23 protein-coding genes, 1 tRNA gene and 1 other annotated feature are annotated in these 24,596 nt (G+C 71.4%); of the genes, 8 read left to right on the top strand and 16 right to left on the bottom strand.

Annotated elements, in window-relative coordinates:
• The first annotated feature begins 5 nt into the window (after window positions 1-5).
• Window positions 6-1,121, top strand: a complete 1,116-nt coding sequence (locus QMG39_RS08025; RefSeq protein ID WP_281883843.1) for an acyltransferase family protein — start codon at window positions 6-8, stop codon at window positions 1,119-1,121.
• Window positions 1,122-1,145: 24 nt separating this feature from the next.
• On the opposite strand, the gene QMG39_RS08020 is transcribed toward QMG39_RS08025, so the two are convergent.
• Both QMG39_RS08020 and QMG39_RS08015 read right to left on the bottom strand, forming a co-directional pair.
• Window positions 1,146-2,204 (bottom strand): glycosyltransferase family A protein, encoded by a 1,059-nt coding sequence (locus tag QMG39_RS08020; RefSeq protein WP_281883842.1) that lies wholly within the window; start codon window positions 2,202-2,204, stop codon window positions 1,146-1,148.
• Window positions 2,204-3,775 carry a tyrosine-protein kinase domain-containing protein gene (locus tag QMG39_RS08015; protein ID WP_281883841.1) on the bottom strand — a complete coding sequence of 524 codons (1,572 nt, stop codon included), beginning with the start codon at window positions 3,773-3,775 and terminating at the stop codon, window positions 2,204-2,206. The genes QMG39_RS08020 and QMG39_RS08015 overlap by 1 nt, the downstream gene beginning before the upstream one ends.
• A gap of 3 nt (window positions 3,776-3,778) precedes the next feature.
• Here QMG39_RS08015 and QMG39_RS08010 point away from each other — a divergent pair, with 3 nt between their 5' ends.
• Window positions 3,779-4,951 (top strand): ATP-binding protein, encoded by a 1,173-nt coding sequence (locus QMG39_RS08010; protein ID WP_281883840.1) that lies wholly within the window; start codon window positions 3,779-3,781, stop codon window positions 4,949-4,951.
• On the opposite strand, the gene QMG39_RS08005 is transcribed toward QMG39_RS08010, so the two are convergent.
• The 7 genes from QMG39_RS08005 to QMG39_RS07975 are packed head-to-tail and all read right to left on the bottom strand — an operon-like array spanning window position 4,908 to window position 12,304.
• On the bottom strand, window positions 4,908-6,338 hold the full coding sequence (locus tag QMG39_RS08005) for an O-antigen ligase family protein (RefSeq protein ID WP_281883839.1): 1,431 nt from the start codon (window positions 6,336-6,338) through the stop codon (window positions 4,908-4,910). The genes QMG39_RS08010 and QMG39_RS08005 overlap by 44 nt on opposite strands.
• A 52-nt stretch (window positions 6,339-6,390) precedes the next feature.
• Window positions 6,391-6,663, bottom strand: a complete 273-nt coding sequence (locus tag QMG39_RS08000; protein ID WP_281883837.1) for a PqqD family peptide modification chaperone — start codon at window positions 6,661-6,663, stop codon at window positions 6,391-6,393.
• A complete protein-coding gene (locus QMG39_RS07995; RefSeq protein WP_281883835.1) occupies window positions 6,660-7,526 on the bottom strand; it encodes a nucleotidyltransferase family protein in 867 nt (288 codons plus the stop codon). Before QMG39_RS07995 ends, QMG39_RS08000 begins: the two co-directional genes overlap by 4 nt.
• Window positions 7,527-7,540: 14 nt before the next feature.
• Window positions 7,541-9,352, bottom strand: coding sequence for an ABC transporter ATP-binding protein (locus tag QMG39_RS07990; RefSeq protein ID WP_281883833.1), 1,812 nt, complete (start codon window positions 9,350-9,352; stop codon window positions 7,541-7,543).
• Window positions 9,353-9,403: 51 nt separating this feature from the next.
• Window positions 9,404-10,528: a glycosyltransferase gene (locus tag QMG39_RS07985; protein ID WP_281883831.1), complete on the bottom strand. Its 1,125-nt coding sequence runs from the start codon at window positions 10,526-10,528 to the stop codon at window positions 9,404-9,406.
• Window positions 10,525-11,130: a dCTP deaminase gene (gene dcd, locus QMG39_RS07980; protein ID WP_281883829.1), complete on the bottom strand. Its 606-nt coding sequence runs from the start codon at window positions 11,128-11,130 to the stop codon at window positions 10,525-10,527. The genes QMG39_RS07985 and dcd overlap by 4 nt, the downstream gene beginning before the upstream one ends.
• A gap of 28 nt (window positions 11,131-11,158) precedes the next feature.
• Complete coding sequence (locus tag QMG39_RS07975; RefSeq protein ID WP_281883827.1) at window positions 11,159-12,304, bottom strand: polysaccharide pyruvyl transferase family protein; 1,146 nt, start codon at window positions 12,302-12,304, stop codon at window positions 11,159-11,161.
• Window positions 12,305-12,358: 54 nt separating this feature from the next.
• On the opposite strand from QMG39_RS07975, the gene QMG39_RS07970 reads away from it, so the two are divergent.
• The 3 genes from QMG39_RS07970 (at window position 12,359) to QMG39_RS07960 (ending at window position 14,321) form a co-directional block, all read left to right on the top strand.
• On the top strand, window positions 12,359-13,741 hold the full coding sequence (locus QMG39_RS07970) for a Coenzyme F420 hydrogenase/dehydrogenase, beta subunit C-terminal domain (RefSeq protein ID WP_281883825.1): 1,383 nt from the start codon (window positions 12,359-12,361) through the stop codon (window positions 13,739-13,741).
• 10 nt (window positions 13,742-13,751) lie between these two features.
• Window positions 13,752-14,174: a PPOX class F420-dependent oxidoreductase gene (locus QMG39_RS07965; RefSeq protein WP_281883823.1), complete on the top strand. Its 423-nt coding sequence runs from the start codon at window positions 13,752-13,754 to the stop codon at window positions 14,172-14,174.
• A 76-nt stretch (window positions 14,175-14,250) separates the two neighbouring features.
• A tRNA-Gly gene (locus tag QMG39_RS07960) sits at window positions 14,251-14,321 on the top strand.
• 457 nt (window positions 14,322-14,778) lie between these two features.
• Here the strand turns inward: QMG39_RS07960 and QMG39_RS07955 are convergent.
• From QMG39_RS07955 to QMG39_RS07945, 3 genes are all read right to left on the bottom strand, one after another.
• Window positions 14,779-15,009 carry a hypothetical protein gene (locus tag QMG39_RS07955; RefSeq protein WP_281883821.1) on the bottom strand — a complete coding sequence of 77 codons (231 nt, stop codon included), beginning with the start codon at window positions 15,007-15,009 and terminating at the stop codon, window positions 14,779-14,781.
• A 632-nt stretch (window positions 15,010-15,641) separates the two neighbouring features.
• A protein-coding gene (locus tag QMG39_RS07950; protein ID WP_373878349.1) for an IS3 family transposase occupies window positions 15,642-16,879 on the bottom strand; the annotation gives its coding sequence in 2 pieces (ribosomal slippage) (window positions 15,642-16,594 and window positions 16,594-16,879; 1,239 coding nt in all).
• Window positions 16,494-16,607, bottom strand: a sequence feature (AL1L pseudoknot). (Overlaps the previous gene by 114 nt.)
• A 45-nt stretch (window positions 16,880-16,924) precedes the next feature.
• Entirely contained in the window at window positions 16,925-17,326 is a 402-nt protein-coding gene (locus QMG39_RS07945; RefSeq protein ID WP_281883819.1) for a hypothetical protein, read from the bottom strand.
• Between the two features lie 734 nt (window positions 17,327-18,060).
• Between QMG39_RS07945 and gntH the strand changes: the two genes are divergently transcribed.
• A complete protein-coding gene (gene gntH, locus QMG39_RS07940; RefSeq protein WP_281883817.1) occupies window positions 18,061-19,419 on the top strand; it encodes a guanitoxin biosynthesis MBL fold metallo-hydrolase GntH in 1,359 nt (452 codons plus the stop codon).
• A gap of 96 nt (window positions 19,420-19,515) precedes the next feature.
• A complete protein-coding gene (locus QMG39_RS07935) occupies window positions 19,516-19,884 on the top strand; it encodes a DUF2200 domain-containing protein (protein ID WP_281883815.1) in 369 nt (122 codons plus the stop codon).
• 9 nt (window positions 19,885-19,893) lie between these two features.
• Here QMG39_RS07935 and QMG39_RS07930 read toward each other — a convergent pair whose 3' ends face one another.
• Together QMG39_RS07930 and QMG39_RS07925 are read right to left on the bottom strand one after the other, a co-directional pair.
• Window positions 19,894-20,601 carry a phosphatase PAP2 family protein gene (locus QMG39_RS07930; RefSeq protein WP_281883813.1) on the bottom strand — a complete coding sequence of 236 codons (708 nt, stop codon included), beginning with the start codon at window positions 20,599-20,601 and terminating at the stop codon, window positions 19,894-19,896.
• A complete protein-coding gene (locus QMG39_RS07925) occupies window positions 20,588-21,373 on the bottom strand; it encodes a phosphatase PAP2 family protein (RefSeq protein WP_281883811.1) in 786 nt (261 codons plus the stop codon). The genes QMG39_RS07930 and QMG39_RS07925 overlap by 14 nt, the downstream gene beginning before the upstream one ends.
• 146 nt (window positions 21,374-21,519) lie before the next feature.
• On the opposite strand from QMG39_RS07925, the gene QMG39_RS07920 reads away from it, so the two are divergent.
• Window positions 21,520-23,130, top strand: a complete 1,611-nt coding sequence (locus QMG39_RS07920) for an FAD-dependent monooxygenase (RefSeq protein WP_281883809.1) — start codon at window positions 21,520-21,522, stop codon at window positions 23,128-23,130.
• 7 nt (window positions 23,131-23,137) lie between these two features.
• Here the strand turns inward: QMG39_RS07920 and QMG39_RS07915 are convergent, their stop codons facing one another.
• Both QMG39_RS07915 and QMG39_RS07910 read right to left on the bottom strand, forming a co-directional pair.
• Entirely contained in the window at window positions 23,138-24,091 is a 954-nt protein-coding gene (locus QMG39_RS07915) for a cytochrome c biogenesis CcdA family protein (RefSeq protein ID WP_281883807.1), read from the bottom strand.
• A 3-nt stretch (window positions 24,092-24,094) separates the two neighbouring features.
• On the bottom strand, window positions 24,095-24,589 hold the full coding sequence (locus tag QMG39_RS07910) for a redoxin family protein (protein WP_281883805.1): 495 nt from the start codon (window positions 24,587-24,589) through the stop codon (window positions 24,095-24,097).
• Window positions 24,590-24,596: the final 7 nt, after the last annotated feature.

Raw genomic sequence — 24,596 nt, 5'->3', positions numbered from 1 at the left:
GTCGCATGAAGCCGCCGCCCCCCGGTCGATTCCTCGCGCTCGACGGCCTGCGCGGGGTCGCCGCCCTCGCCGTGCTCGTGTTCCACATGTTCTGGAACTCGGCGAGCGCGGGCACGCTCGCGGAATGGATGCCGGCGCCCGTGATCGACGCCACCGGACTCATGCGCAGCGGCGTGGCCATCTTCTTCGTGATCTCGGGATTCGTGATCGCCTACACGACCGCGAAGATGCGCACGCTGCGCGAGGGCGGCCGCTTCGCCCTGCGGCGGCAGGTGCGCCTCGACCCGCCGTACTACGTCGTGATCGCGGCGGTGCTGCTCATCGAGTTCGCGCAGACGCTCGTGCCGGGGCTGGTCGGTCGCGAGTTCACCGCGCTCGACGTGCTCGTGAACATGGTCTACCTGCAGGACATCCTCGGGGTGCCGTCTGTGCTGGCGGTCGCCTGGACACTGTGCCTGGAGGTGCAGTTCTACCTCGTCGTGGTGCTGCTGGCGATCGTCGCCGCGCGCACCACCCGGTCCGAGGCCTGGCGCGGTCGCGTCGTCGTCTGGAGCGCGGCGGCGCTCGCGCTCGCCTCGCTCACGATGCCGCTCGTCGGCGTGAGCAGCGGGCCGTGGGTGCTCGGGGTCTGGTGGATGTTCGCGATCGGCATGCTGCTCGCGTGGCACACGATCGGCACGGTGCGCACCTGGCACGTCGCCGCGGCGTTCGCCGTGCTCCTGGCATGGGGCGCGCTGCGGCAGTTCGTGCTCGGGCAAGCGGATGCGTGGGGCGGAGAGTGGTTCGCCATCGGCACGGGGCTGCTCATCTGGCTGCTCATCGAACGCGACCGCCTCGCCGCCTCGCCGGGCAGGGTCCTGCTCTACTTCGGGCGCATCTCGTACCCGCTCTACCTCGTGCACCTGCCGGTGATCGCCGTGGTCGCCGGGGCGGGGTTCAAGGCGTTCCCGGACGCCCCGTGGGCCCAGCTGCTCATCGTGCTGGCGTCCGGCGGCCTCGCGATCCTCGCCGCGGAGGCGCTGCACCGCTGGGTCGAGGTGCCCGCGATCGGCTGGTCGCGGCGCCTGCGGCGCAACCGGGTCGAGGCGGATGCCTCCGTGGGGCGTTCCGAGGCAGGCTGACGGAGCCTCGCGGGCCCGTGCGACCTATGCGCCGCGCCGACGCACCGCGCGCACCGCGTCGCGCAGCCACGGCAGCCTCGCGGCGAGGGTCGCACGGCGCCGCTCGCGCCGCCGCCCGTCCGGCGGCCAGAGCAGCGCGGCGAGGTGGCCCACCGCGCCGCGGAACCGCGGCTCGCGGTACTCCGGGGCGCCGAGCAGCTCCCTGAGCAGGTGCCGGTGCAGCGACCCGTCGAGGCGCCCCGAGAGGCCCGTCTCCAGGTCGACCAGGCCGCCGCCGAGGCGGAGCGCCACGGCCGAGGAGAGGAACGGCAGCCCGAGCCTGGTGGTCCGCGACGTCGCGCCGAGGTGCACGCGGTAGAACACCGTCGGCTGGTGCACCTGCGGGATGGGCTGGAGGCGCGCGACGTTGACGAGCAGCCAGTAGTCGTCCATCGCGAGCGCGTGCGGGGCGAACCCCCCGGCGAGGCGGAGCAGGCCGGGGTCGGCGAGGAAGCTCGTGGTCGTCGACACCGGACCGCGGAGCATCGCCTCGAGATCGTGCACCTCGACCGCGTCCGAGCCCGTCACGTCGGCCGCCGCGACGAGCTCGCCGAGCGTGTCGTCGCTGCTGACCAGCAGCCCGGCCCAGCCGCCGACGCCCTGGTCCATGCGCGCGAGCCGCTCGCGTTCGTCGGCCGCCGTGAACACGAGCTCCCGCAGGAACACGATGCGCTCCCCGGGGTGCCTCGCGAGCCAGGCGAGCGCGCGCTCGAGATGGGTCGGATGCCACAGGTCGTCCTGGTCGAGGAACGCGACCCATCGCCCCCGGGCCTCGGCGAGGCCCCGGTTGCGCGCGACCGCGACGCCCAGGTGCGACTGCTCGAGCAGCCGGGCCCCGACCGGGTGCGCCCGCGCGATCTCCCTGCCGTCGTCCGACGACCCGTCGTCGACGACGATCACCTCGAGGTCGCCCGCGGTCTGCCGCTCGATCGACGTCAGCGTCTCCGCGATCCACGCGGCCCCGTTGTAGAGGGGGACGACCACCGAGACGACGGGCGCGACCCCGTCGGCATCCCGGTGGGATGCCTCGGGCGACCCGCCCATCACGTCGGGGTCGGTCCGCGGCGACCGCGGCGGGCACCGGCGTCGGCCTCGGCGAGATCGCTGAGGTCGGCCGGAACGGTGACGCGATCGGCGGCGGGCACCGGCTCGGCGGCCTCCTTGGAGTTGGAGACGTACTCGCGGCGGTACTCGTACGAGTACGGCGACGCGTCGACCCCGCGCAGCGGCGCCTTGTTGAGCACGACGCCCAGGGCGCGTCCGCGCGCCTTCCGAAGCGTGTCGAGCGCCTTGTCGAGCAGGTCGTGCGTGGTCTTGCCGACGCTCGTGACGACCAGCGCACCATCGGCCTGATGGGTGAGCACCGCGCCGTCGGTGACGGGAAGCAGCGGGGGCGCGTCGATGATGACGGTCGCGTGCCTGGCGAGTTCCGCGATGAGCGTGCGCATGCGCTCCGAGCCGAGCACCTCGCTGGGGTTCGGGGGCACGCTGCCGGCGGCGAGCACGATCAGGTTCACCGACTTCGGCGTGCGCTGCAGGACGTCAGTGAGCTCCGCACGACCGGCGAGCACGTCGCTGAGGCCCGCCCCGCCGGGCAGGCCCATGGTCTTGGCGACCATCGAGCGCCGCATGTCGCCGTCGACCAGCACCACGGCGGTCCCCGCAGCAGCGAGGGTGAGTGCGAGGTTGCAGGCGATGGTCGACTTCCCGTCGCCGGGCAGCGGGCTCGTGACCACGATGGTGCGGGGCGGGTGGTCGACGTCCATGAACTGGAGGTTCGTGCGCAGGGACCGGAGCGCCTCGGCGACGGCGAAGTTCTCGCCCTTGCCGCCGTGATGCTCGGAGAGGCCGACCAGGCGCTGCTCGTCGGTGAGCCCGGGCACGAGCGGGATCGTCCCGACCACGGCGATCCCGGTCTTCGACTCCACGTCCTCGGCGGTGCGGATGCGGCGGTCGGACACGGTGCGGATGAGCGCGAACGCCACGCCGAACCCGAAGCCGAGGATGGCGCCGACGATCACCGCGGTCTGCACGTTCGGGAACGACGGCGACGACGGGAGCGAGGCGATGTCGGCAGGGATCACGGTCACGGGCGCGGAGCCCTCGGACCCGTCGCCCTCGATGTCGTCGATCTCGGTGATCATCGCGTCGATCCACGCCTCCGCGAGCGCGCGGGCGCTCTCCGGCGTGGACCCGGTCGCGCTGATCCGGAGGATCACCGTGTTGGCGGGGTTCGTGACCTCCACGCGGTTCACGATCGCCTCGGGTGTCGTCTGGAGCTCGAGGGTGTCGATCGCGTTCTGCGCGACCGCGCGCCAGCCGGCGATCTCGAGGTAGGAGGGCACGCGACCGCGAGCCAGGTTGTCGCCGATCGTCGAGATGCCGACGTCGCTGCTCTGGGTCGAGGCGATGTACCCGCTCGAGTACGCGGTGTAGACCGGCGTCTGCAGGAGCGTCCATCCGTACCCGGTGCCCGCGCCGACCAGGGTCATGAGCAGGATGGCGAGCCAGTGCCTGCGCAGGCCTCGGATGTAGTCGCGGAGCTCCATGGCACCTCCGGTCGCGTTCGTGACACCATCCGCGGTGCGGCGGTACCCGGGACGAGTAGGCTCCATGCTATGCCATCCGAATTCACCGTGCGCGCCCTCGACGCGACCGTGTGCATCGCCCCCGACGACACCCTCGACGAGTTCCATCGCAACGCGCTCGCGGTGCAGTGGAGCGACCTGCGGGTCGACGAACCCGCCCGGGTGGACACCACGATCCGGGTGGGCATCGGCCCGAACGAGCTCGAGATCCGCTCGGTCGACGAGCGCCGCCTCGTGGCCGAGTCGTTCGAGTTCCTCGCGGACCGGCTCGCGACGGAGGTCACGGTCACCGGCATGCGCTCGCTGCAGGGGCGTGCACTCATGCTCCACGCCGCCGCGGTCGACGTCGGCGACGGCCGCGTGATCGCGTTCGTGGGACCGTCGGGCCGGGGCAAGACCACCGCCGCCCAGGCGCTCGCGAAGGAGTTCGGGTACGTGACCGACGAGACGGTCGCGATCGAGCGCGACGGCACCGTCGTCAGCTACCGCAAGCCGCTGTCGATCGGGTCGCGGCCCGGGTCGAAGCAGCACATCCCCGCGTCGGGCATGGGACTGCGTGTCGCCGGCGACGCCGGGCTCGAGCTGGCGGCGGTCGTGCTGCTCGACCGGCGACCGGAGGTGACGATGCCGTGGGTGGAGCAGGTCCCGCTCGCAGAGGGCCTGCCCGAACTCGTCCGTCAGACCAGCTTCCTCACCCTCATGCACCGCCCGCTCCGCACGATCGCGGATCGGCTGGTCGCGACCGGCGGGGTCCGGCGGGTCGTCTACGGCGAAGCCGAGACCCTTCCGGCCATCGTCGACGACATCCTGGCGACCGTCGACCCCGAGCCGCCCATGCTGGTCGACGTGGACAGCCGTTCCAAGCGCGACTGCGGGTGCGTGCAGGACCTCGTGCAGGGCGAGCCGATCACGACCAACACCCCGCTGGAGGAGGCCCCCTCGGGGTCGTACCGGCGCACGTCGCACGCCGACGCGCTCATGGTCGACGACAGCCTGTTCGTGCTGAAGGAGCAGGACGTCCTGCTCCTCGAGGGCGTCGGCCCCATCGTGTGGCTCGGCGCCGAGGACTCGTCGGAGGACGAGCTGCGGGAGACCGCACTCAGCCAGCTGCCCGAGCCGCCCGAGGGCGTCGACCCGTCCGCGGTCGTGGCGGGCGCGATCAGCGACCTGGTGGACGCCGGGCTGCTGTCGCAGCGACCGTAGCGGTCGCCTCGGGCCGGGTCGCGCGCACGGGCGACCCGGGTTCGCCGTCCGGTGCTCCCCTGGCATCCGACTCCGCCTTCGACGCCGACAATCGCTCGCGCTCCATCGCGCCGAGGCTGATGCCGACGATGACGAACGGGATCGAGACGGCCGCGGCGACCCAGAAGAGGTCGAACTGCGCCTGCACGATGCGCGACAGGGCCACGGCGAAGGCGAGCGTGCCGAACCTGGGGTCGATCCTCCACAGCACGATCAGCATGCCCAGCCACATGACGCCGAACCCGAACAGGCCGAGGAGCCCGGTGCTCGCGACGATCTCGAGCTCCGCCTGTGGCGGCTGGAACTCCCCGGGGAGCTGGTACCAGTAGCGGAGGCCGTGCCCGAAGAACGGCGACTCCTGCCACAGGTGGTACACGTCGCGGAACCAGGTGAGTCGCTGGTAGACCGAGTTGAACTCGTTCTGCGACTCGATCTGCTCGATGACCATGCCGATGACGATCCAGGCCGCGGGGATCACGAGCAGGAACACGACGCTCCGCGACCGCCCCGTGACCTGACGGCGGATGACGCCCACGAGGACGGCGGCGATGAGCCCGATGATGGCCTGGCGCGACTGGCTCATGAGGATCGCGGTCGCGAGCAGGAGGAACGCGGACCCGCTCAGCCGGCGTGACCAGCCGACCCAGTCCGGGTTGATGTACGCGATGACGGCGACGATCGCGAGGGTCGTGCCGACGAAGTTCTTGTGCATCGCGAACGGCCACTCGAGGTAGATCGCCCCGAAGTCCCCCGTCGCGTACTGCGGTATCGCGTGCGCGATCGTGATCACCGCGATGATGCATGCCGTCGCGAGCATGAGGCCGAATGCGAGCCTCGCGTAGCCGGCGCATCCGACCGCCCACCCCACGATCAGCGCGCCCGAGATGAGCAGCCAGGCGTGGAACCACTCGACCGTGTTGGCGGTGTACGGATTCACGATCACGGTGATGAACGACGTGAACTGGTAGACGAAGTTGAGCCAGAGCATCCACCGCAGCGAACTGCTGTACGGCCGCTGACCGAGCAGGACCGCGGCGCCGAACGCCGCCGCCAGCGACACGTCCGACACCGAGAGGTCGGTCCCCCCGATGCCGACGCGCTGGATGATCAGGAGTCCGGGCATCGCCATGAGTGCGATCGCCATCGGCGTCGAGCTCGTGACGGCCGCCGCGATCACGAGTGCGGCCACCGCGAACGCGAGCATGGGAGCGTTCCGGGCCCGCTCGTCGAGCAGGATGTAGACGGCGACCGCGGCGCCGGCCGCCAGCAGCACCCACTGCCACGTGGGCGCCCACCAGTCCGCGATCCTGCCTCGCCACGACCTGGCGCGCATGCTCGTCGGACTCATGACCGCTGCTCCTCCGGAGGTTCGGTCCAGTATCGCAGGAGTCGGGTCCGCGTCACCCCGCCCCGTCCTCCCGCAGCAGCCCGCGCTCGACCAGGTCGTCGACGAACGCGTCCACGTCGGCGCGGATCTCCGCCGCCTCGGCGCCGATCGCGTCGGCCACCGCGTCGGCGACCGCTCCCCGCTCCGAACCGATCGCCGCGTGCCAGATGCCCGGCGCGACCCCCTCCAGCACGAGGATCGGACCGTGCGGGAGCGCGGCGACGTAGAGCACGTCGGCGTGCTCGACCACGCCGACCGCGTCGGCGCACCGCAGCGGTCCGCTCACGTCGCGCCCCCTCGCCGGCCGCCGGACAGGGCCTCGCGGACGGCGCGTCGGACGCGGTCGGCGAACTCGGCGGCGACCTCGCGACGGCTGGGCTGCCGACCGAGCCGATGCGTGAGCCGGTCGACGTTCACGAGCGGGGCGCGCACCAGCACGCGGGCCGCACCCCCGACCGTCGGGGCGGACCGCACCCTGGCGGCCCACTCCTGGCTGCGGGTGCCGCCCTCCGACGCGACCTTCCACATGCGGTATTCGCGGCTGTCGCGGTAGCGGTCGAGCCCGCCCGTCGCGGCGGCGAACCCGACGTGCGCGTCGAGGTCGTCGACCAGGGAGGCGACCTGGGCCCGGCGCTCCTCCGGCGCGTCCGTCCACGCCGCGGCCAGGTCACGCCGGGCATCGGCCCTCGACCGCGCATCGTTCAGCACGAGGATGAGCGCCTGGGCGGGAACGCTCGGCACGGCGCAGCGCGCGCCGGCGAGCGCGCGCTCGTCGCGCCCGCGCCACAGTGCCTCGAACGCCCGCTCGGGTTCCGCCCCGATGCCGGGGAAGAACCGGTGGACGTCGATGTACCCCCACGTGTCGTGCAGGTAGGTCTGCGCGTGCCCGAACGGCGAGCCCGACACGAAGGTGCTGTAGAGCGTCCACCCCGACGCGCGCATCGCCAGATCCAGCCGCTCGACCTGCGAGGGTCGCACCAGCACGTCGACGTCGCTGCCGCGGCGACCGAACGGCCGGAGCTCGTCGGCGACCGCAACGCCCTTGATGTGCAGGAGGTCGACGCCCACGCCCGACGCCACGCGCTGCGCGGCCGCATGGGCGAGTTCGAGGCGCACCGGGAGCGGGATGTCCTTCTCGAGATCGCCCATGCCCGCTCCTCCCGTCAGCTCAGGTCGCCGAGCTCGACGAGGCGGGCGAACTCGGGGTTCTCGTCGCGCACCTGGTCGAAGGTGCCGGATGCCTCGACCGAGCCCGACTTCAGGAACACGAGCGTGTCGGCCCGGCGCACCGTGGAGAGCCGGTGGGCGACGATGAGGATCGTCATGCTCCCCTGGAGGCGGGCGAGCGTGGACGAGATCTCGTACTCGGTGGCGTTGTCGAGCGCCGACGTCGCCTCGTCGAGCACGAGCACCCGCGGTCGCCGGTAGAGCGCGCGGGCGAGGCCGATGCGCTGCCGCTGGCCCCCGGAGAGGCGGACGCCGCGCTCGCCCACCACGGTCTCGAGCCCCTCGGGCAGCTCGGCGACGAGCGCGTCCAGCTGCGCCATCGCGATCACCTGCGCGATGCGGTCCGCGTCGATGCCCTCGGGGGCCACGCCGAACGCGATGTTGGCGGCGAGCGTGTCGTTCAGCAGGAACACGTCCTGCGGCACGACGCCGAGCTCGGCGTACCAGGACGCGGGGTCGTCGCCGATGGAGCGCCCGCCGCACTCGACGGTCCCCTCCGTGGGGGTGAGCAGTCCGAGCACGAGGTCGACCAGCGTGCTCTTGCCGGCACCACTCGAGCCGACGAAGGCGGTGGTGCGGTTCTCCGCGATGCGCAGGTCGAGGCCGTGCACGACCGGCTGGTCGGAGTCGGGATAGCGGAACGTCACGTCACGGAGCTCGATGTCCCCCTCGTACCGCTCGGCCGAGCGGCGCTCCTCGTCATGGCTCGGCTGCGACGCGAGCTCGTCGGCCGCGTCGGTCAGGATCCGCAGGCCCGCCCGCCCGATGCGGATGGTGGCGATGTTCGCCGAGATCCTGGTCATGGTCGGCAGCGCGCGGAGCGACGCCGCCGCGAACACGCCCAGCACCGTGATGGCGTGCTCGGGCGTGCCGGTCGCGAACAGGATCGCCGAGATGCCCATGATCGCGACGACGAACCCGATCTCGAGCAGGTAGCGCGGCGCGTCGGAGACGATGCCGACGAGGCGGGACGCCCGTGCCTGGCGCAGCTTGGCGCCGCGGTAGCCGTCGACGAACGACCCGGAGCTCGAGGTCAGCCGCGCCTCGCGGAAGCCGTCGAGCCCGGGCAGCAGGTACTGCCAGGCCTGCAGGCTGGCGGCGGCGAACTCCTCGCCGAGACGGTGCTGCGTGCGCTTCAGCGCGACCTGCGATCCGTAGACGAGCACCCCGAACAGGACCACGGCGAAGATCGTCACCACCGGGGAGGCGACCGCGAGCACCCCGGTGATCGCGATCAGCACGAGCGCGTCGGTGCTGATGGTGACGAGCGCGAGCAGGACGCTCGCGGACTGGTTCGTGGCCTCGCCGATGCTGCGGTAGATCTCGCTCATCTTGCGGGTGCGATGGGCGGCGAACGGCGAGAGCATGTAGCGCCGGGCCATCTCGGCCGCGGTGAGCGCCGCGACCCGGGTGGTCCGCCCGAGCAGCCACCAGCGGAACGCGAGCGAGCCGATGGACTTGGCGATGAAGAACAGCGCCACGAACCCGGCCACGATGGGGATGAGGGTGCCCGGGTCGTCGGTGCCGAAGAAGTCGGAGATCGTCCCGAGGGTGCCCTCGTCGGTGTCGGCTCCGGTCGCGAGCTGCGTGAGCGGCACCATCGCCGCGACACCGAGCGTGTCCAGGGCGGCGAGCACCACGGATGCGCCGACCGTGCCGACCAGCCAGCGCTTGCCGCTGGCGCCGGCGAGCGACAGCAGCATCCGGATCTGCCCGGTCAGGCCGGGACGCTCCTCCGCACGCGCCATCGTCCTCCTCCGTATCACGCGCCCGGGGTCTCCGCACCGCTCCGCGACATCCTAACGGCCGCCCGATCCGCCCGCCGCGACCTCCAGCAGCTCGACGACCGCGTCGAGATGCCGGTCGACGCCGAACCGCTCGGCCCACGCTCGGCACTCGTCGGGACCGACGTCGCGCGCACGGACGATCGCCTCGGCGAGCGCCGCGCTCGTGGCATCCGCCGCGTGGAAGCCGTTCGCACCGTCGCGGACGGTCTCGAGGTAGCCGCCCGCAGGGACGACGGCCGCCGGAGTGCCCTCGAAGGACGCCTCGAGCACCGTCAGCCCGAAGTCCTCCCGAGCCGCACCGACCACGACGCGCGCGTTGCGGTACGTCCAGCAGAGCTCCGCGTCGCTCACGCGACCGAGCCCGTGCACGCGGTCGTCCGGCGCATCCAGCTCCTCGGAGCCCGCACCGACGACCACGACCGGGAGCCCTGCGGCGAGCGCCGACTCGACCGCGAGCGCCACGTTCTTGTAGCCCCGGTCGCGCGCGACGACCACCGCGAACTCGTCGGGCAGCTCGCGGGACGGCGCGACGGCCTCGGTCGCGACGGGAGAGACGGGCGGATGCACCACCTCGGCGTCCACCCCGTAGGCGTCGCGGATGCGGTCGCGCGTGACCGCGGAGTTCGCGACGATCGCGTCGGCCCGCCGCATCGCGTCCGCGTCGCCGCGCCGGAGCATCGGCGTGCTCACGGTCAGGCCCGCGCGACGCACGCGGCTCAGCCGCATGCGGTAGTCGTCGGCCGCGTAGAGCCACCGGGCCGGGCTGTGCACGTAGACGACGTGCGGCATGTCGAACGCGAACCGGTGCGCCCATCCGCTGCTCGAGACGAGGGCGACGTCGCCGCCCGTGACACGGGTGCGGGCCGCGATCGACGGCAGCGCCGGCAGCATCCGCTCGACCTGTCCCGCGAGGGAGCGCGGGATCGTTGCGCGCACGTCGACCGCGTCGAACGCGTCGAACGTCGTCTCCGGCCGGTACGCGAGGGTGACCAGCGCGGCCGGCTCGAGCGCCTCCGCCCAGTGCGCGACCACGCGCTCGGCGCCGCCCGACTGCACGAGGTAGTCGTGGGCCAGCACGATGTCGGGACGGGGTGCGCGTGAACCCGGCACCGCCCCCGTCGACACCGGATCCGTCATCCGCCGACCGACCCCGCCTCGGTCACCGTGACGTCCGTGCGGTGGAAGCGCTGGAACGAGCGCGACGCGGTCGGGCCGCGCTGCCCCTGGTAGCGGTTGGCGTACTCCGCAGAGCCGTAGGGCCGCTCGCTCGGCGATGAGAGGCGGAAGAAGCAGAGCTGGCCGATCTTCATGCCGGGCCAGAGCTTGATCGGCAGCGTGGCGACGTTCGACAGCTCGAGCGTGACGTGGCCGCCGAAACCGGGGTCGATGAACCCCGCCGTGGAGTGGGTGAGCAGCCCGAGGCGGCCGAGGGAGCTCTTGCCCTCGAGGCGGGCGGCGACGTCGTCGGGCAGCCGCACGGCCTCGAACGTCGAGCCGAGCACGAACTCGCCCGGGTGCAGGATGAACGGCTCGTCGGCCTCCACCTCGACGAGGTGCGTGAGGTCGGGCTGGTCCTCGGCCGGATCGATGAACGGGTACTTGTGGTTGTCGAACAACCGGAAGTAGCGGTCGAGCCGCACGTCGATCGACGACGGCTGGATCATGCCGGGCTCGTACGGGTCGAGTCCGATGCGGCCGGCGTCGAGCTCGGCCCTGATGTCGCGATCCGAGAGCAGCATGCGTTCAGCGTAGCGACGTCCCGCGGCGTCAGAGCACGCGGGCCAGGTACTCCCGCGCGCGAGCGCGCTCCGCGTCGAGGATGCGGTTCACCGCCGCCCAGTCCGGGGCGAACACCCGCTCGTCGACCGCCCCGGCGCCGGGGTCGACGAGGTGGTGGCCGAGGTCGAACAGCTCGAGCAGCGACTCGAAGCGGGCGCGACCCCGCCGGGCGTTCGCCACCGCGAGGAACGGCCGGTTGAACAGGATCGCGAAGACGCAGCCGTGGAACGAGTCCGTGACGACGAAGCCGGCGGCGGCGAATCCGGCGAGCCACGCCTCGACGGTCGGGAGGTCATAGCGCGTTGGATCGGCCGCGTACTCGCGGTACGTGGGCGGGGGCGGGCTCGGCAGCAGCGACCGCGGCTCGAGTCCCAGGCGATCCGCGACCGCCGCCTCGACCCCGTCGAGGGCGTCGTGCTCGTCCAGGCGGAACACGAGCAGCGCGGAACCCTCCGGCTCCGCGGCATCCGCCCCCTTCGCGAGCGCGCGGTAGGCGTCGGCGTCGAGCAGCATGGTGGGGTCGACGTGCTGCTCGGCATCGATCCCGAACGCGTCGCGGCAGATCCGCACGCCCGATCGTTCGCGGACGGAGACCGCGTCGAACCTCCGGATCAGTTCGCGCGCACGCTCGAGCGTGGTCCCCCGGTACTCGCCGACGTCCTCGACGCCGAACGAGGCCGCGTACGACACGCGGCGCGGCCCGCCCGGCGTCGCGGGCAGCATGCCGAACAGGTACTCGGGCACGTCGGCGTAGTAGGCGCGCCAGACCTGGTCGCTCCCGACGAGGAACGTGTCGAACCTCCGCGCGAGCTCGGCGCCCGCCCGAGGCGTCGAGGCCCGCTCGACGCGCCGCACCCGCCGCAGGTGCCGCGCTGCGAACCGCGCCTGCGCCGCCATCACCTGGTGGCGCGCGCGCCAGCTCCAGTCGACGCGCAGCGGCAGCAGCATCCGCAGCGCCCGGCGCACCGCGAAGTACCGCCAGCGCATGCGACGGCGCCACGGCATCGTGACGGTGGTGTCGGTGACGACGTCGAAGCCGAGCTCGCGGATGACTCGCTGCAGCGCGTAGGCCTGGAGGATCCCGCCGTAGTTGGTGTGGAGCGGCAGGGTCTTGATCAGTACTCTGCGAGTCACGGGGAGAAGCTACCAGCACCCCCGTCGGCCCGATCGCAGCAGCTGAGGAGCGGCATGACGCACGGCATCGAGGAAGTCATCGCGCGTGGGATGTGCGTGGGGTGCGGCGCCTGCTCGGTGCGCACGTCGGGAGCGATCCCGGTCACGATCGGGCGCCGAGGCGTGTACGAGGCCCGGCTCGGCGACGCCGACGCCGGCGCGGTGCGTGCGGCGAGCCGCGTCTGCCCGTTCTCCGACGACTCGGTCGACGAGGACGAGCTGACGCGCGAGCGCTTCCCCGACCTGCCGACGGACGACCGGCTCGGGGCGGTCCGCGACGTCGTCGCCGGCCGGATCTCCTCCGACACCGAGGTCATGCAGAGCAGCTCGGGCGGGCTGACGTCGCTGCTGCTCGTCGAGCTCCTGCGCGAGGGCCGGGTCGACGGCGTCCTCCACGTCGGCCGCCCCGAGGGCGACCAGCGATTCGGCTACACGATCTCCACCACCGAGGAGGAGGTGCTCGCGTCGCGGAAGTCGATGTACGCGGCGACGACGCTCGCCGACGTGCTCGAACGGGTCCGTGGCGACGGGCGGCGCTACGCGGTCGTCGGGGTGCCGTGCTTCATCACCGCCGCGCGCCACCTCGCCCGGGAGCTGCCGGACCTCGGCGAGCAGCTCGCGGTGTTCGTCGGCCTCGTCTGCGGGCACCTCAAGTCGACGTTCTACGCCGAGTCCCTCGCCTGGCAGGCGGGCGTGGCGCCGCAGGACCTCGAGCGCATCGACTTCCGCGTGAAGGACCCGGAGCGCTCGTCGGGGAACTACGACTACGAGGTGACCGCCCGCGGCGTGCACGAGCCGATCCGACGGCGGACCGGCTCGGCGTTCGACACGTCCTGGGGCTTCGGCGCCTTCCAGCCCGAGGCGTGCAACTTCTGCGACGACGTCTTCGCCGAGTCGGCCGACGTCGCGTTCGCCGATGCCTGGCTGCCGCAGTACGAGCCCGACAGTCGCGGAACGAACGTCGTGCTGGTCCGCGACGAGCAGGTCGGGGAGCTGCTCCAGCGTGCGGCGGCGCGCGGCGATGCCGACCTCGAGCCGCTGACGGCCGACGACGCCGCAGCCTCGCAGGGCGGCAACTATCGCCACCGCAGGATCGGGCTCGCGGTGCGCCTGGCGGACGACCTGCGGCGCGGCCGCAGCGTGCCGCGCAAGCGGGTCGCGCCGGATCGCACGGTCGTGACCCGGCGACGGGCCGCCCTGATCCGGCAGCGCCGCCGCATGTCGGCGCTCTCGCTCGAGCGATTCGCCGAGGCGCGCGAGGCGGGCGACTTCGCACGCTACGCGCGGCCGATGCAGCGCGCGATCCGGCGGTACTGGCTCATCGAGTCCGCCACGCATGGGCCGCGCGCGCTCGCGCGCTTCCTGAAGAACCGCGCGCTGGAGCTGCTCGGCCGCTAGTCTGCCTCGCATGACCGAAGCCGAGCGTCCGGATGCCCCCAGCACCACCGACCGCGACTTCCAGGCGGTGCGCGACGCGAAGTACGTGCTGCTGACCACGTTCAAGCGCGACGGCACCGGAGTCGGCACGCCCGTCTGGGCGGTGCCCGTCGAGACCGATCGCGGCACGGGCATCCGCATCTGGACCGCCCGGAACACCGGCAAGGTCAAGCGCATCCGCAACGGGTCGCGGGTCACCGTCGCACCCTGCTCCATGCGGGGCGTGCCGACCGGGGCGGCGGTCGAGGCGCATGCCGTGCTGCTCGACGACGACGACACCCGCGGCACGCTCGAGGCCCTCGCCGCGCGCTACGGCATGGCCGGGCGCCTGGTCACCCGGCGCGCCCGACGCGACGTGGCCGACTCGGCCGGCATCGAGGTGAACGCCGCCTAGCGGCCCGAACCGCCGCGCGCGGTTGCTAGGATGTCCCAGTCGCATCCGAGTGGCCACAAGCCGGCGGATGCCACGTGCCGATGTAGTTCAATGGTAGAACTTCTGCTTCCCAAGCAGACGGCGCGGGTTCGATTCCCGTCATCGGCTCTTCGTGAATTTGGCCTGATCAGCGCATGTTTTCGTCGGCATATCGATGTTCGTCAATTCAATTCGTTTCCGTCGCGTCACGGTTTACTCACGGTTATTGATTCAACTTGTTTTATTGAGTACACCGCACTCAACCCTGTGGAAGGGCCCCGCCGGCGCGCACGAGGGATGAACGCGCACCTATCTTCCATGGGTCCAGACCCTCACACGTCCGCGCCCGCGACGGGTCCGCTGATCCTCCTCCGACACACCGGCACGACCGTGCTCGCCGGCCGGTTTCCGGCCGGGTTGTCCAGACACGGTCATCCCTGCAGCCCCGTTCTAGGATGGCTCTCGTATACTCTCTGCGCCGGCACGACATCACCGTCGCGTGAGATCCCTGCCTCCACCAGACGGGTGACGGTTCAATGAGCCACCGCTCACCCGCCCGATGGAAGCTCGAGGCGACGCGCGACAGCTATTCCCAACGTCGTTGCCGTGAGAAGTAGTCCGAAACGATCCGTTTCGCCGAGTCCGCAAAAGCGACTGCCGCAGCTGTCCCTGGCGTATCAATCGAGTACTCACCAATGACTCGCTGTGTGACCACCTCGAGAATCTTTGATTCGTCCCAGCCATCGTCCTGGGCGCGGACCATGAGGAGCGCGAGATCGTCGTACTCGTCCGGAATCTGATCCCTGACGTCCTTCACGCTAATGAGATCCTCCGCCCACACGGCCTCCCTCGCAGCTTCCAACCGCTTCCATGTGCGCACTATCGGCTCAGGCTCATTGGTCTGATGCACCACCCATGTGCGACCGAGGCCAGCGAAGACTCGCGCCTCGGGTCCCGCACCGTCAGCAGGCCGTGAGCGCATACGGCCGAGGCGTCGAAGGGCTCGCTGCCCTCGTCTGAGGAAGTCCGCTCTGGAGCATATGCATCGGAACAAACGTTGACCGACCGAGAACTGGATGAGGATTAGCTCGGATCTCCGACCCGACTCCACAAGCGCTACCTCGACCTGCGCAAGCGTGTACTTGAGCAAGGTGACGTCTGGTTCATCGACATCGATTGTCACCCGCCCGAGTTTCAGATCTAGCGACCGTGCTACTCGCCGAAGAACCGCCTCGACGTCAGCGGGGTTCGCGCCAGAGTTCTCTCGGGTCACCTCATGCCTCGATTCCACCATGGCTTTCCACCGCGGGATGTGCGCCAGACAGTCGTCAGGACACGTGAGCTGTTGCCCACGTTGACCACGCTGGTCCGCCCCGTGAATCGGGTCGACAGCCCGTGAACGGGGTGCACAGAACCGCGGGAGACTGTGATTCGGCCTGGGTTTCGTTCCTATCGGTTTCCCTGTCCGGCGGTTGCCGGCAGGCCTGATTCTTGGTCAGCGTAGTAGGCCTGCTCGACCTCGATCGGGGTGCGCAGGTCGAGTTCGCCGTGCAGCCGCTGGTTGTTCCACCACCACACGTACTCGAGGGTGGCCAGTTCGACCTGCTCGACGGTCCGCCATGGCCCGCGGCGGCGGATCAGCTCGGTCTTGTAGAGCCCATTGACGGCTTCGGCGAGGGCGTTGTCGTACGAGTCGCCGACGGTTCCGGTGGACGGTTGCGCGCCGAGCTCGGCGATCCGGTCGGTGTACACCACGGCGAGGTAGTTCGACCCGTGATCGGCATGATGGACCAGCCCGTCCAGGTTCCCGCCGGCGGCCCACGCGGCCATGTTCAGCGCCTGCAACGGCAGGATGTCTGCCTTCAACGTGGCGGCGACGTTCCAGCCGACGATCCGGCGCGAGTACACGTCGGTCACGAACGCGACGTACGCGAACCCGGACCAGGTGGCGACGTAGGTGACGTCGGCCACCCATAGCCGCCGCGGACCGGGTGCGGTGAACCGTCGCTGGACGAGATCCTTCGGCTTGGCTTGCGCCTGATCGGGCTTCGTCGTGAAAATCTTCTTCGACCGCCGCACTCCACGGACTCCGGCCAGCCGCATCAGCCGCTCGGTCTGGTCCCGGCCGACATCCCAGCCCTGCCGGCACAGCAGGGCGTGCATCTTGCGGCGCCCGTACACGCCGTAGTTCTCCGCATGCAGTCGAGCGACTTCCGGTATGAGCAACTCATCGCGCAACGCCCTGGCCGAGGGCACACGGGCCCTCGCCGCCCGGTACCCGCGGGCGGTGACGAACCCTCGCACGGCCGGGCGCAGCACCCGGCAGATGAGCTCGACCCCGAAACGATCCCGGTGCTCGTCGATGAACCGGATCATCTCGTCGAGGGTCGGTCGAGCTCCTTCGCGAAAAACACGCTCGCCGCTTTGAGCACCTCGTTCGCCCTGCGCAGTTCAGCGACCTCGCGCTTCAGGCGACGATTCTCCTCGAGCACGTCCGTCGGCGTGCCAGCGGCGCGGCCCTCGTCCACCTCAACCCGGCGCGCCCAGGTCCGCAGCGTTTCGGGGCTCATCCCGAGCAGATCGGCGACATGCCGCACCGCGGCGGTCTTGTTCACATGCGACGGCATCGCCTCAGCGAGCATCCGCAACGCTCGCTCGCGCATCTCGGGTTCAAACTTCTTCGGCATCGTCATCCATCCTGAATTAGAGGACGGAACGAAACCCAGGCCGAATCACACCTCACCGCCACCAATCCCGAGAAACGACCAGAACCCCGTCCCAGCCACCGCGGTCTGGATCGGCAACCACTTCCCACCGACTCGGACATTCACCGGTGCCAGCGACACCTGTGTGAATCGCTCCCCCTGACCCATGTCATAGGTGTTCGAGAACTCCGACCGGGAGAGGATCTGCGACTCGCCAGGGAACCCCGCATCGCCCGGCGATGGCACCTCCGCGTCGGTCGACGTCTCCACCTCACCGGGCGCAGCCTCCGGCTCCTCGGCCGCGGAACCGGCCGCAACGTCCGGCTCGAAATCGCCCACGTCAAGCGTTGGTTCCAGCGAAGTCGCAGCTACCGCGTCCTCGGCCGACTCCGCCGATTGCGCGGGCGGCAACTCCACGAGTTGCTCCACGGACGGCGCTGCCACCGGATCTGAAGTGGGCTCCTCTGCGAATGCCGGCTGCACCAGCGAGCCCGTCAACACCCCGACAATAGCAACGGAAAGCACACAACGAACGCCATGACGCCAGATAGGCCGCACAACCACTCCACCCGATCCAACTGTCACGAGCCGGACAGCGCGAGAGAAACCTATTCGCCCGGAGACCCGAGCCCAGGATCTGTCCGCAAGACGTTACGAAACGGAGATCGTTATCCGAGTGCTGCTCAACTTTGGATCGCGCGCAAAGGCTCGTGCACCAGACCCGAGGGCAGAGGGCAGAGGGCAGGTGCTGAGGATAACGGCTCCCCTGAATAGAACGAGCAGGAGGACCGTCTCGACACTGCGGATCGCTCCACGGCGACGGGCGCTCACGGTTAACTCACGGTTTTGCCGAGTTCACCGGAACTCACTGCGTTTCACGTTCCGCGGGATTCCGCGGCTCGTGAGCCCGAGTGAGCCACTATGAACCGCCACTTAGGAACTTCTGCTTCCCAAGCAGACAGCGCGGGTTCGATTCCCGTCATCGGCTCCGACATCGAGACGCGTCATCGACAGCCGATCTCCGCGCCCGCTCCGCAGTGGTGACCCTTCCCACGCGATGCCCGCTGAACTTCGGCCCTGACCGGCCCTTTTGCGTCTGGCACCGCGGACCGCACGCGAGGATAATGGGGCGCACCGGCCGACGTCGTCCGCGGAGGTGCGACATGAGCGAATCCTCATCCCCCGACCAGATCCGGGCCGCCCTCACCGGCGGCGTCCCGATGGGGCGCTGGCGCGAGGGCCTGATGTTCGACGGCATCAACCCGACGCCGGGCATCGCCAGCGCGTCGAACTGGTTCCCCCGCACCGAGGAGGTGCAGCCGGACGAGATGCGGATCATCTTCATGGGCACCGCGCCGTTCATCCGCCCCGGCCAGATGAACACCTCGATCCTGGTGCAGCTCGGCAACGGCGAGAACTTCATCTTCGACTTCGGCGAGGGGGCGGTCGCCAACTACATCGCCGCCGGGTTCGCGCTGAACGAGCTCGACAAGGTGTTCATCACCCACCTGCACGTCGACCACTTCGGCTCGCTGCCCTACCTCTACATGTTCGGCGGCTGGGCGGGTCGCTGGCACAAGAAGCTGCGGGTGTTCGGGCCCTCCGGTCGCGACCCCGAGTACGGCACGGCGGCGATGGTGGACGGGATGCAGCGGATGCTGGGCTGGCACCGCGACGCGTTCAGCGTGTTCCCGGTCGGCCAGGGCCACGACATCGAGGTGAACGAGTTCGACTTCCGGGACAACGGCGGCGTCGTGTACGACGAGAACGGCGTCCGGGTGATCCACTGGCAGCGGTCCCACGCGAAGGACGGCGCCTCCGGGTACCGGCTCGACTGGAACGGGCTCAGCGTCGTCTGGACCGGCGACGGCAGGCCCAGCCGCCTCGACGAGCAGTACGCCGCCGGCGCGGACGTCTACATCACCGAGACGCAGACCGAGCTGGTGGCGATCTCCTCCGGCGTGCAGGGGGTGCCGCCGTTCCTCGGGCGCTACACCATCGACACGCACCACACGCCGGGATACGCGGCCGGCTACCTGGCCAGCAAGGTGCAGCCCCGGCTGTTCATGACCACCCACATGCCGTTCGACCCGTATGTCAACGAGGAGACCGTCGCCGAGATCCGCCACCACTGGAAGGGTCCGTTCCACTTCGGAGCACCCGACGGCATCGTCGTCAACGTGAACGCGGACGACATCTGGGTGCGCGAGGGCATCCTCCCGGACTACCCGAACAGCCGCGCCCCGCAGTTCGACTTCGACGACGGCCAGCTGGTCGTGCCCCACCCGCCGACCTCGCGCGAGGAGATCCAGGAGCCGTTCGTGCGCGAGCAGGAGATCGACCCGGCCGAGTACTACCCCGAGGGCTACCATCCCGAGTTGCTGCGACGATGGCCCGTGGACGGCGACCTCGTGATACCCGCCGACCAGATGCCGCCCGCGATGTTCGCGGGCATGAGCCAGAGCTGGCAGCACCGGCGGGCGTACGAACAGCATCTCGCCGACCTGGCGGCCGACGAGTAGGTCGCGGTCGACGCGGCGTCGGGCCGCCGACGAAGACGTCGGGGTCGCCGGACTGTGCGACCATCGATGCAGCATTCCCGACGCGAGGAGGACCCCATGGCCAGCGAACACCGCATCTACGGCATGAGCTTCGCGAGCATCTACCCGCTCTACGTCACGAAGGTCGAGCGCAAGGACCACACGAAGGCCGAGGTGGACCAGGTCATCACGTGGCTCACCGGCTACGACGACGCCGGCCTCGCGAAGGCGATCGACGACGAGGTCGACATGCGCACGTTCTTCGCCGAGGCCCCGCGCATGCACCCGAACGTCGACCAGATCACCGGCGTGATCTGCGGCATGCGCGTCGAGGAGATCGAGGACCCGCTGATGCAGCAGATCCGCTGGATGGACAAGCTCGTCGACGAGGTCGCCCGCGGCAAGAAGATGACGTCGATCCTGCGCGGGTCGGCCGTCGACGCGTAGCCGGCCCCGTCACTCCGGACGCGCGCCCGCCCTCCGCCACACGGGTGGATGCGGCATCCGGTCCTCGCGGTAGAGCCGCTCCGCGAGCGGTGCCCAGGCGATGAGCGCCACGCCCGCGCCGATGAGCAGACCGCCGATGGTGTCGCTGAGCCAGTGCGCGCCGAGGTACATGCGGCTGAGCATCATGAGCACCGTCCAGGCGACGCCGGCGACCCACACCCAGGTGCGGAGGAACACCAGCCCGAGCGCCGTCGCGATGACCGCGGCCGCGGAGCTGTGCCCGGACGGGAACGAGCCGAAGTCGGGCGTGACCAGGATGTCCTCGGGGCGCACGCGGCCGACCAGCACCTTCACGAGCCGCGTGACGCCGGCGCTCGCGAGCACGGCGATGCCGAAGTAGAGCGCGGCCCACGGTCGGCGCCACAGCAGCAGCGCGACGCCGATGGCGATGGGGAAGATCACGTTCGACAGCCGGCCGCTGCCGAGCAGGTCGAGCAGCAGCGCCGCCTGCGTGACCGCGGGCGTGCGGGCCGCGGCGAGCGCGGACATGAGGTCGACCTCGAACGGGAACGGCGCGCGCCCCTCTGCGACCACGATCACCACGCCGAGCAGCGCCACCGCGAGCAGGGCGAGGACACCGGCGATGAGCCACGGATGCCGCCCGACGCGGACCGGGGCCGGGGCGTGCGCGCCGCCGCCGTCCTCATCCGCGCTCATCGCGCCCCCAGGCCTCGGGTCGACGGTCCGCCTCGGCGACCTGCTCGGGCGTGCCCGTCCGCACCGTGCGGAACGTGTCGACCGCGATCACGACGCCGAGCACCACGAGCGACAGCATGATCGAGGCGAGTGCGTCGGTCGCCCAGTGGTAGCCGAGGTAGATCCGGCAGGCCGCGGTGAGGGCCACGATGAACGCCGATGCCGCGAACGCGAGCCCCGTGACGAGCGGCCTCCGGTGGCGGGAGAACACGAGGTAGGTGCTGAGGAAGAGGAAGTCGGCGGTCCCCATGACGTGCCCCGACGGGAACGACGAGGTCGGGTCGAACTCGAGCACCATGTCCTCGGCGGGCGGGCGATCACGGCCGATGACGGGCGCGAGCACCTGCACGATGACCACCCCGAGGATCATGCCGCCGGCGAGCAGCAGCGGCCGCCACGCGTGCTTCGCGAGCAGCCCCCACGTCACCGTGGTCACGAGGATCACGATCGGCATCGCCACGGGTCCGAACACGATCGCCAGCACGATCATGAACGTCGTGAGCCACTCGTCGCGTCCCGAGTCGAGCCACGCCTCGACCGGGGCGTCGATGGCGGAGAGGTCGTCGGCCTCCAGCACCGAGTCGAGCACCACGAGGAATCCTGCGACGCCCGCGACGACGAGCGCGGCGGCGGTGACCAGCAACGCCGTGCGCCCTCCGGCCGGGAGGTACCGGACCTCGACGATGAACCGCTCGTGGAACCGCCCCCAGCGCCCGGAACCCGATCCGCCCACTGCCTGCACCTCCCCCCGCACCCGCGTCGGGTGCGAAGCACTCACCCTACGACGGGCGTCCGTTCCACCGCCCGGGGTTGCCATCCCACCCTCATGTGGTGCATGGCGCCCGGAACCGCAGGGCGGCGGGGCCGTAGTCTGGCGGCATGGTCGCCGATGACGCCACCGAGACGGATGCCCCTGCCGACACGCCAGCGCTGATCGTCGGCGCCGGCCCCACCGGCCTCGCCGCCGCGCTCGCGCTGCACGCCGCGGGCGTCCCGTTCCGCATCATCGATCGGGCGCCCGACCACGTGCACGAGTCCCGCGCCCTCGCCGTGCAGGCGCGCACGCTCGAGGTGCTCGATGCGTTCGGCGTGGCCGACGACCTCGTCGCCGCGGGCAACCCGAACGTCATGTTCGAGCTGCACTCCCCCGCCGGCGGCGGGCCGATCGGCATCTTCGAGGCCGGGCCGGGCATGACGCGCTACCCGTTCATCCTCTTCCTCGCGCAGGGCGACTCGGAGCGCCTGCTGCTCGAACGACTCACCGCGCTCGGCGTGACGGTCGAGCGCGAGACGACCCTCCTCGGCCTGGTCGATCGCGGCGATGCGGCCGACGCGCGACTGCGCGGGCCCGCTGGCGACGAGCTGGTGACGGCGAGCTGGGTGATCGGATGCGACGGGGCGCACAGCGCCGTGCGCGACGCGATGGGCATCCCGTTCACCGGCAGCCCGTTCCCGCAGGCGTTCGCGCTCGCCGACCTCGAGGCCGACGGGCTCGAGCGCGGGCGCGCGCACCTCTTCCTCGCCGAGGACGGGCTCGCGTTCTTCTTCCCGCTCGAGCACCCCGCGACCTGGCGCATGCTCACCCTGCTGCCCGACGGCGTCGACGAGGGTGGGCTCACCCTGGCGACGCTGCAGCGGGTGATCGCGCGCTACAGCGACGAGTCGATCGTGCTGCGCGACCCGGTCTGGCTCACCGACTTCCAGGTCGCGAACCGCGAGGCCGGGTCGTTCCGCTCGGGTCGCGTCTTCCTCGCCGGCGACGCCGCGCACATCCACACGCCGGCGGGCGGCCAGGGCATGAACACCGGCATCCAGGACGCCGTGAACCTGGCCTGGAAGCTCGGGCTCGTGCACCACGGGGCATCCGGTCCCGGCCTTCTCGACAGCTATGCGAGCGAGCGGATGCCGGTGGCACGCGCGGTGCTCGAGGCGACCGGTCGTGCGTTCGGCGCCGCCACGTCGCGGGCGCCGGTGGCGGGCTTCCTGCGCTCGCGCGTGATCGGCCGGGCGGCGCCCGTCGTGACCCGGCTGCGCCCGCTGCGGCGGCTCGCGTTCCGCGCGGTCTCCGAGCTCGTGATCGGCTACCCCGGCGGACCGCTCGGCGCCTCGGGCGGCGCGCCGATCGCGGGTGGTCCCGCACCCGGCGACCGCGTGCCCGACCTGCCGGTCGTGGTCGGCGGCGAACCCGTCTCGCTGCACCGCCTGCTCGACCCGGCGCGCTTCCGGCTGCTGCTCGTCGGCGACGTCCCGGCGAGCGCGCGCACCGCCTGCCGCGAGGTCGCCGCGCGGCATCCGCTCGCCCTGCACCCCGACCCGATCGTGCTGCACCGCACGGTCTCCGGGATGCGCAGGCCGGGCAGCGCGGGGGTGTTCGGGCGGGCCCGCGGTGGCGCGGTGTACCTGCTCCGCCCCGACGGCTACGTGGCGTTCCGCGCGGGCGGTCTCGACGTCGCGGCCGCGGGCCGCCACCTCGACGAGATCCTGGCCTGACCGGGCGTCACGCCCGGGGTTCGTCCTCCTGCACGAGCTCGGCGGGGGCGTCGGACGCCTCCGGGGCATCCGCCCGCTCCGCCGCATCCGCCCGCTCCGCGGCATCCGCCTGTTCCGCGGCACGCCGGCGCCGCCGCGGCACGACCGCGACGAACACGAGCAGCGCGAGCACGACCGCGATGCCCGCCACCCCGATGAACTCCGCCTGCGCCGCGAGCCACTGCTGCACGGCCGCCGCACCCGCCACGATCACGTCGGCGGCCTCGCCGCCCGACAGCACGCGCAGCTCCCACGCCCCGTACCAGGCCACGTAGGCGCCGGCGAGCAGCAGCACCGCACCGCCGACGCGCGGCAGCCAGGCGCCGGCCCCCCGCATCCGGGTGATCAGCCCGTCGCGCGCCAGCGCGACCGCCAGCGCCGCGGCGCCCACCACGACGCCCATGCCGAGCGCGTAGGCGACGAACAGCGCGACGCCCGCGCCGATCGAGCCGGAGCGGAAGGCGGCGACGACCACGGCGAGGAACGGCGCGATGGTGCAGGTGAGCGAGGCCACCGCGTAGCTCATCCCGAACAGCGTCATCGAGAGCCAGCTCGCCGTGATCGGGCGGTCGCGGCCGCCGAACCGGCCGATCCGGAGTGCGGGCAGCTTCCCGCCGAACAGCACCCAGAGGCCGGCGCCCGCGACGGCCACGCCGAGCACCACGGTGAACCACGGCAGGTACGCCTGCGCCGAGGCGGCGACCGGCGCAACGGCCAGGCCGAACACGGCAAAGACCACGGCGAACCCGAGGGTCAGCGCGGCCGTGGCGCGCAGCGCGCGCAGCGCGGCGACGCGGCGGGTGCGCTCCCGGCCGTCGAGCACGAAGAGGGAGAGGTAGGCGGGCAGCAGCACGAACCCGCACGGGTTGAGCGCGGCGAGCATGCCGGCGCCGAGCGCGAGCCCCACCGTTCCGGCGTCCACGGACTACCCCTCGGCCAGGCCCGCGACGAGTTCGTTGAGCGCGTCGTCGGCGAGGTACCCCTCGAACACGATCGCCCCGTCGGCGTCGAGCACGGTGTAGGTGCTCTGCCGCGCGACCTCGAAGTGGCGCCACACCTCGCCCTCGGGGTCGAGCAGGTGCGTCACGTGCGGCACGCCGTTCGCGTACTCGGTGATCGCCGGGCCGTCGTCGAGCCCGCCGACGCCGACGACGGCGACCTCGCCCGCGTACTGCTCGGCGAGCGCCGACACGTTGCCGCTCTGCGCCCGGCAGGTGGGGCACCACGGCGCCCAGAACCAGAGCACGGCGGGCGCGCCCTGCAGCTCGGCGCCGTCGAACGCGGCGCCGTCGAGCGTGACGCCCTCGAACCCGTAGTCGACGACCTCGCCGGTCGTGACCGGCTCGGGCGCGGCGGTGGTGGCCGCGCACCCGGTGAGGGCGACGACGAGCAGGGCTGCGGCGGCGATGGCTCTACGCATGCCTCAA

It is taken from the genome of Agromyces rhizosphaerae (genome assembly GCF_027925245.1).
Lineage (GTDB): Bacteria > Actinomycetota > Actinomycetes > Actinomycetales > Microbacteriaceae > Agromyces > Agromyces rhizosphaerae.
The sequence above is the reverse complement of the archived record's forward strand: the minus strand, read 5'-3'. Positions and strand labels throughout refer to the sequence as shown.

Excerpts from the sequence above, each read along its gene's own strand:
- QMG39_RS08025 (WP_281883843.1), top strand. The coding sequence starts at position 6 with ATGAAGCCGCCGCCCCCCGGTCGATTCCTCGCGCTCGACGGCCTGCGC.
- QMG39_RS08020 (WP_281883842.1), bottom strand. The coding sequence starts at position 2,204 with ATGGGCGGGTCGCCCGAGGCATCCCACCGGGATGCCGACGGGGTCGCG.
- QMG39_RS08015 (WP_281883841.1), bottom strand. The coding sequence starts at position 3,775 with ATGGAGCCTACTCGTCCCGGGTACCGCCGCACCGCGGATGGTGTCACG.
- QMG39_RS08010 (WP_281883840.1), top strand. The coding sequence starts at position 3,779 with ATGCCATCCGAATTCACCGTGCGCGCCCTCGACGCGACCGTGTGCATC.
- QMG39_RS08005 (WP_281883839.1), bottom strand. The coding sequence starts at position 6,338 with ATGAGTCCGACGAGCATGCGCGCCAGGTCGTGGCGAGGCAGGATCGCG.
- QMG39_RS07995 (WP_281883835.1), bottom strand. The coding sequence starts at position 7,526 with ATGGGCGATCTCGAGAAGGACATCCCGCTCCCGGTGCGCCTCGAACTC.
- QMG39_RS07990 (WP_281883833.1), bottom strand. The coding sequence starts at position 9,352 with ATGGCGCGTGCGGAGGAGCGTCCCGGCCTGACCGGGCAGATCCGGATG.
- QMG39_RS07985 (WP_281883831.1), bottom strand. The coding sequence starts at position 10,528 with ATGACGGATCCGGTGTCGACGGGGGCGGTGCCGGGTTCACGCGCACCC.
- dcd (WP_281883829.1), bottom strand. The coding sequence starts at position 11,130 with ATGCTGCTCTCGGATCGCGACATCAGGGCCGAGCTCGACGCCGGCCGC.
- QMG39_RS07970 (WP_281883825.1), top strand. The coding sequence starts at position 12,359 with ATGACGCACGGCATCGAGGAAGTCATCGCGCGTGGGATGTGCGTGGGG.
- QMG39_RS07965 (WP_281883823.1), top strand. The coding sequence starts at position 13,752 with ATGACCGAAGCCGAGCGTCCGGATGCCCCCAGCACCACCGACCGCGAC.
- gntH (WP_281883817.1), top strand. The coding sequence starts at position 18,061 with ATGAGCGAATCCTCATCCCCCGACCAGATCCGGGCCGCCCTCACCGGC.
- QMG39_RS07935 (WP_281883815.1), top strand. The coding sequence starts at position 19,516 with ATGGCCAGCGAACACCGCATCTACGGCATGAGCTTCGCGAGCATCTAC.
- QMG39_RS07930 (WP_281883813.1), bottom strand. The coding sequence starts at position 20,601 with ATGAGCGCGGATGAGGACGGCGGCGGCGCGCACGCCCCGGCCCCGGTC.
- QMG39_RS07920 (WP_281883809.1), top strand. The coding sequence starts at position 21,520 with ATGGTCGCCGATGACGCCACCGAGACGGATGCCCCTGCCGACACGCCA.
- QMG39_RS07910 (WP_281883805.1), bottom strand. The coding sequence starts at position 24,589 with ATGCGTAGAGCCATCGCCGCCGCAGCCCTGCTCGTCGTCGCCCTCACC.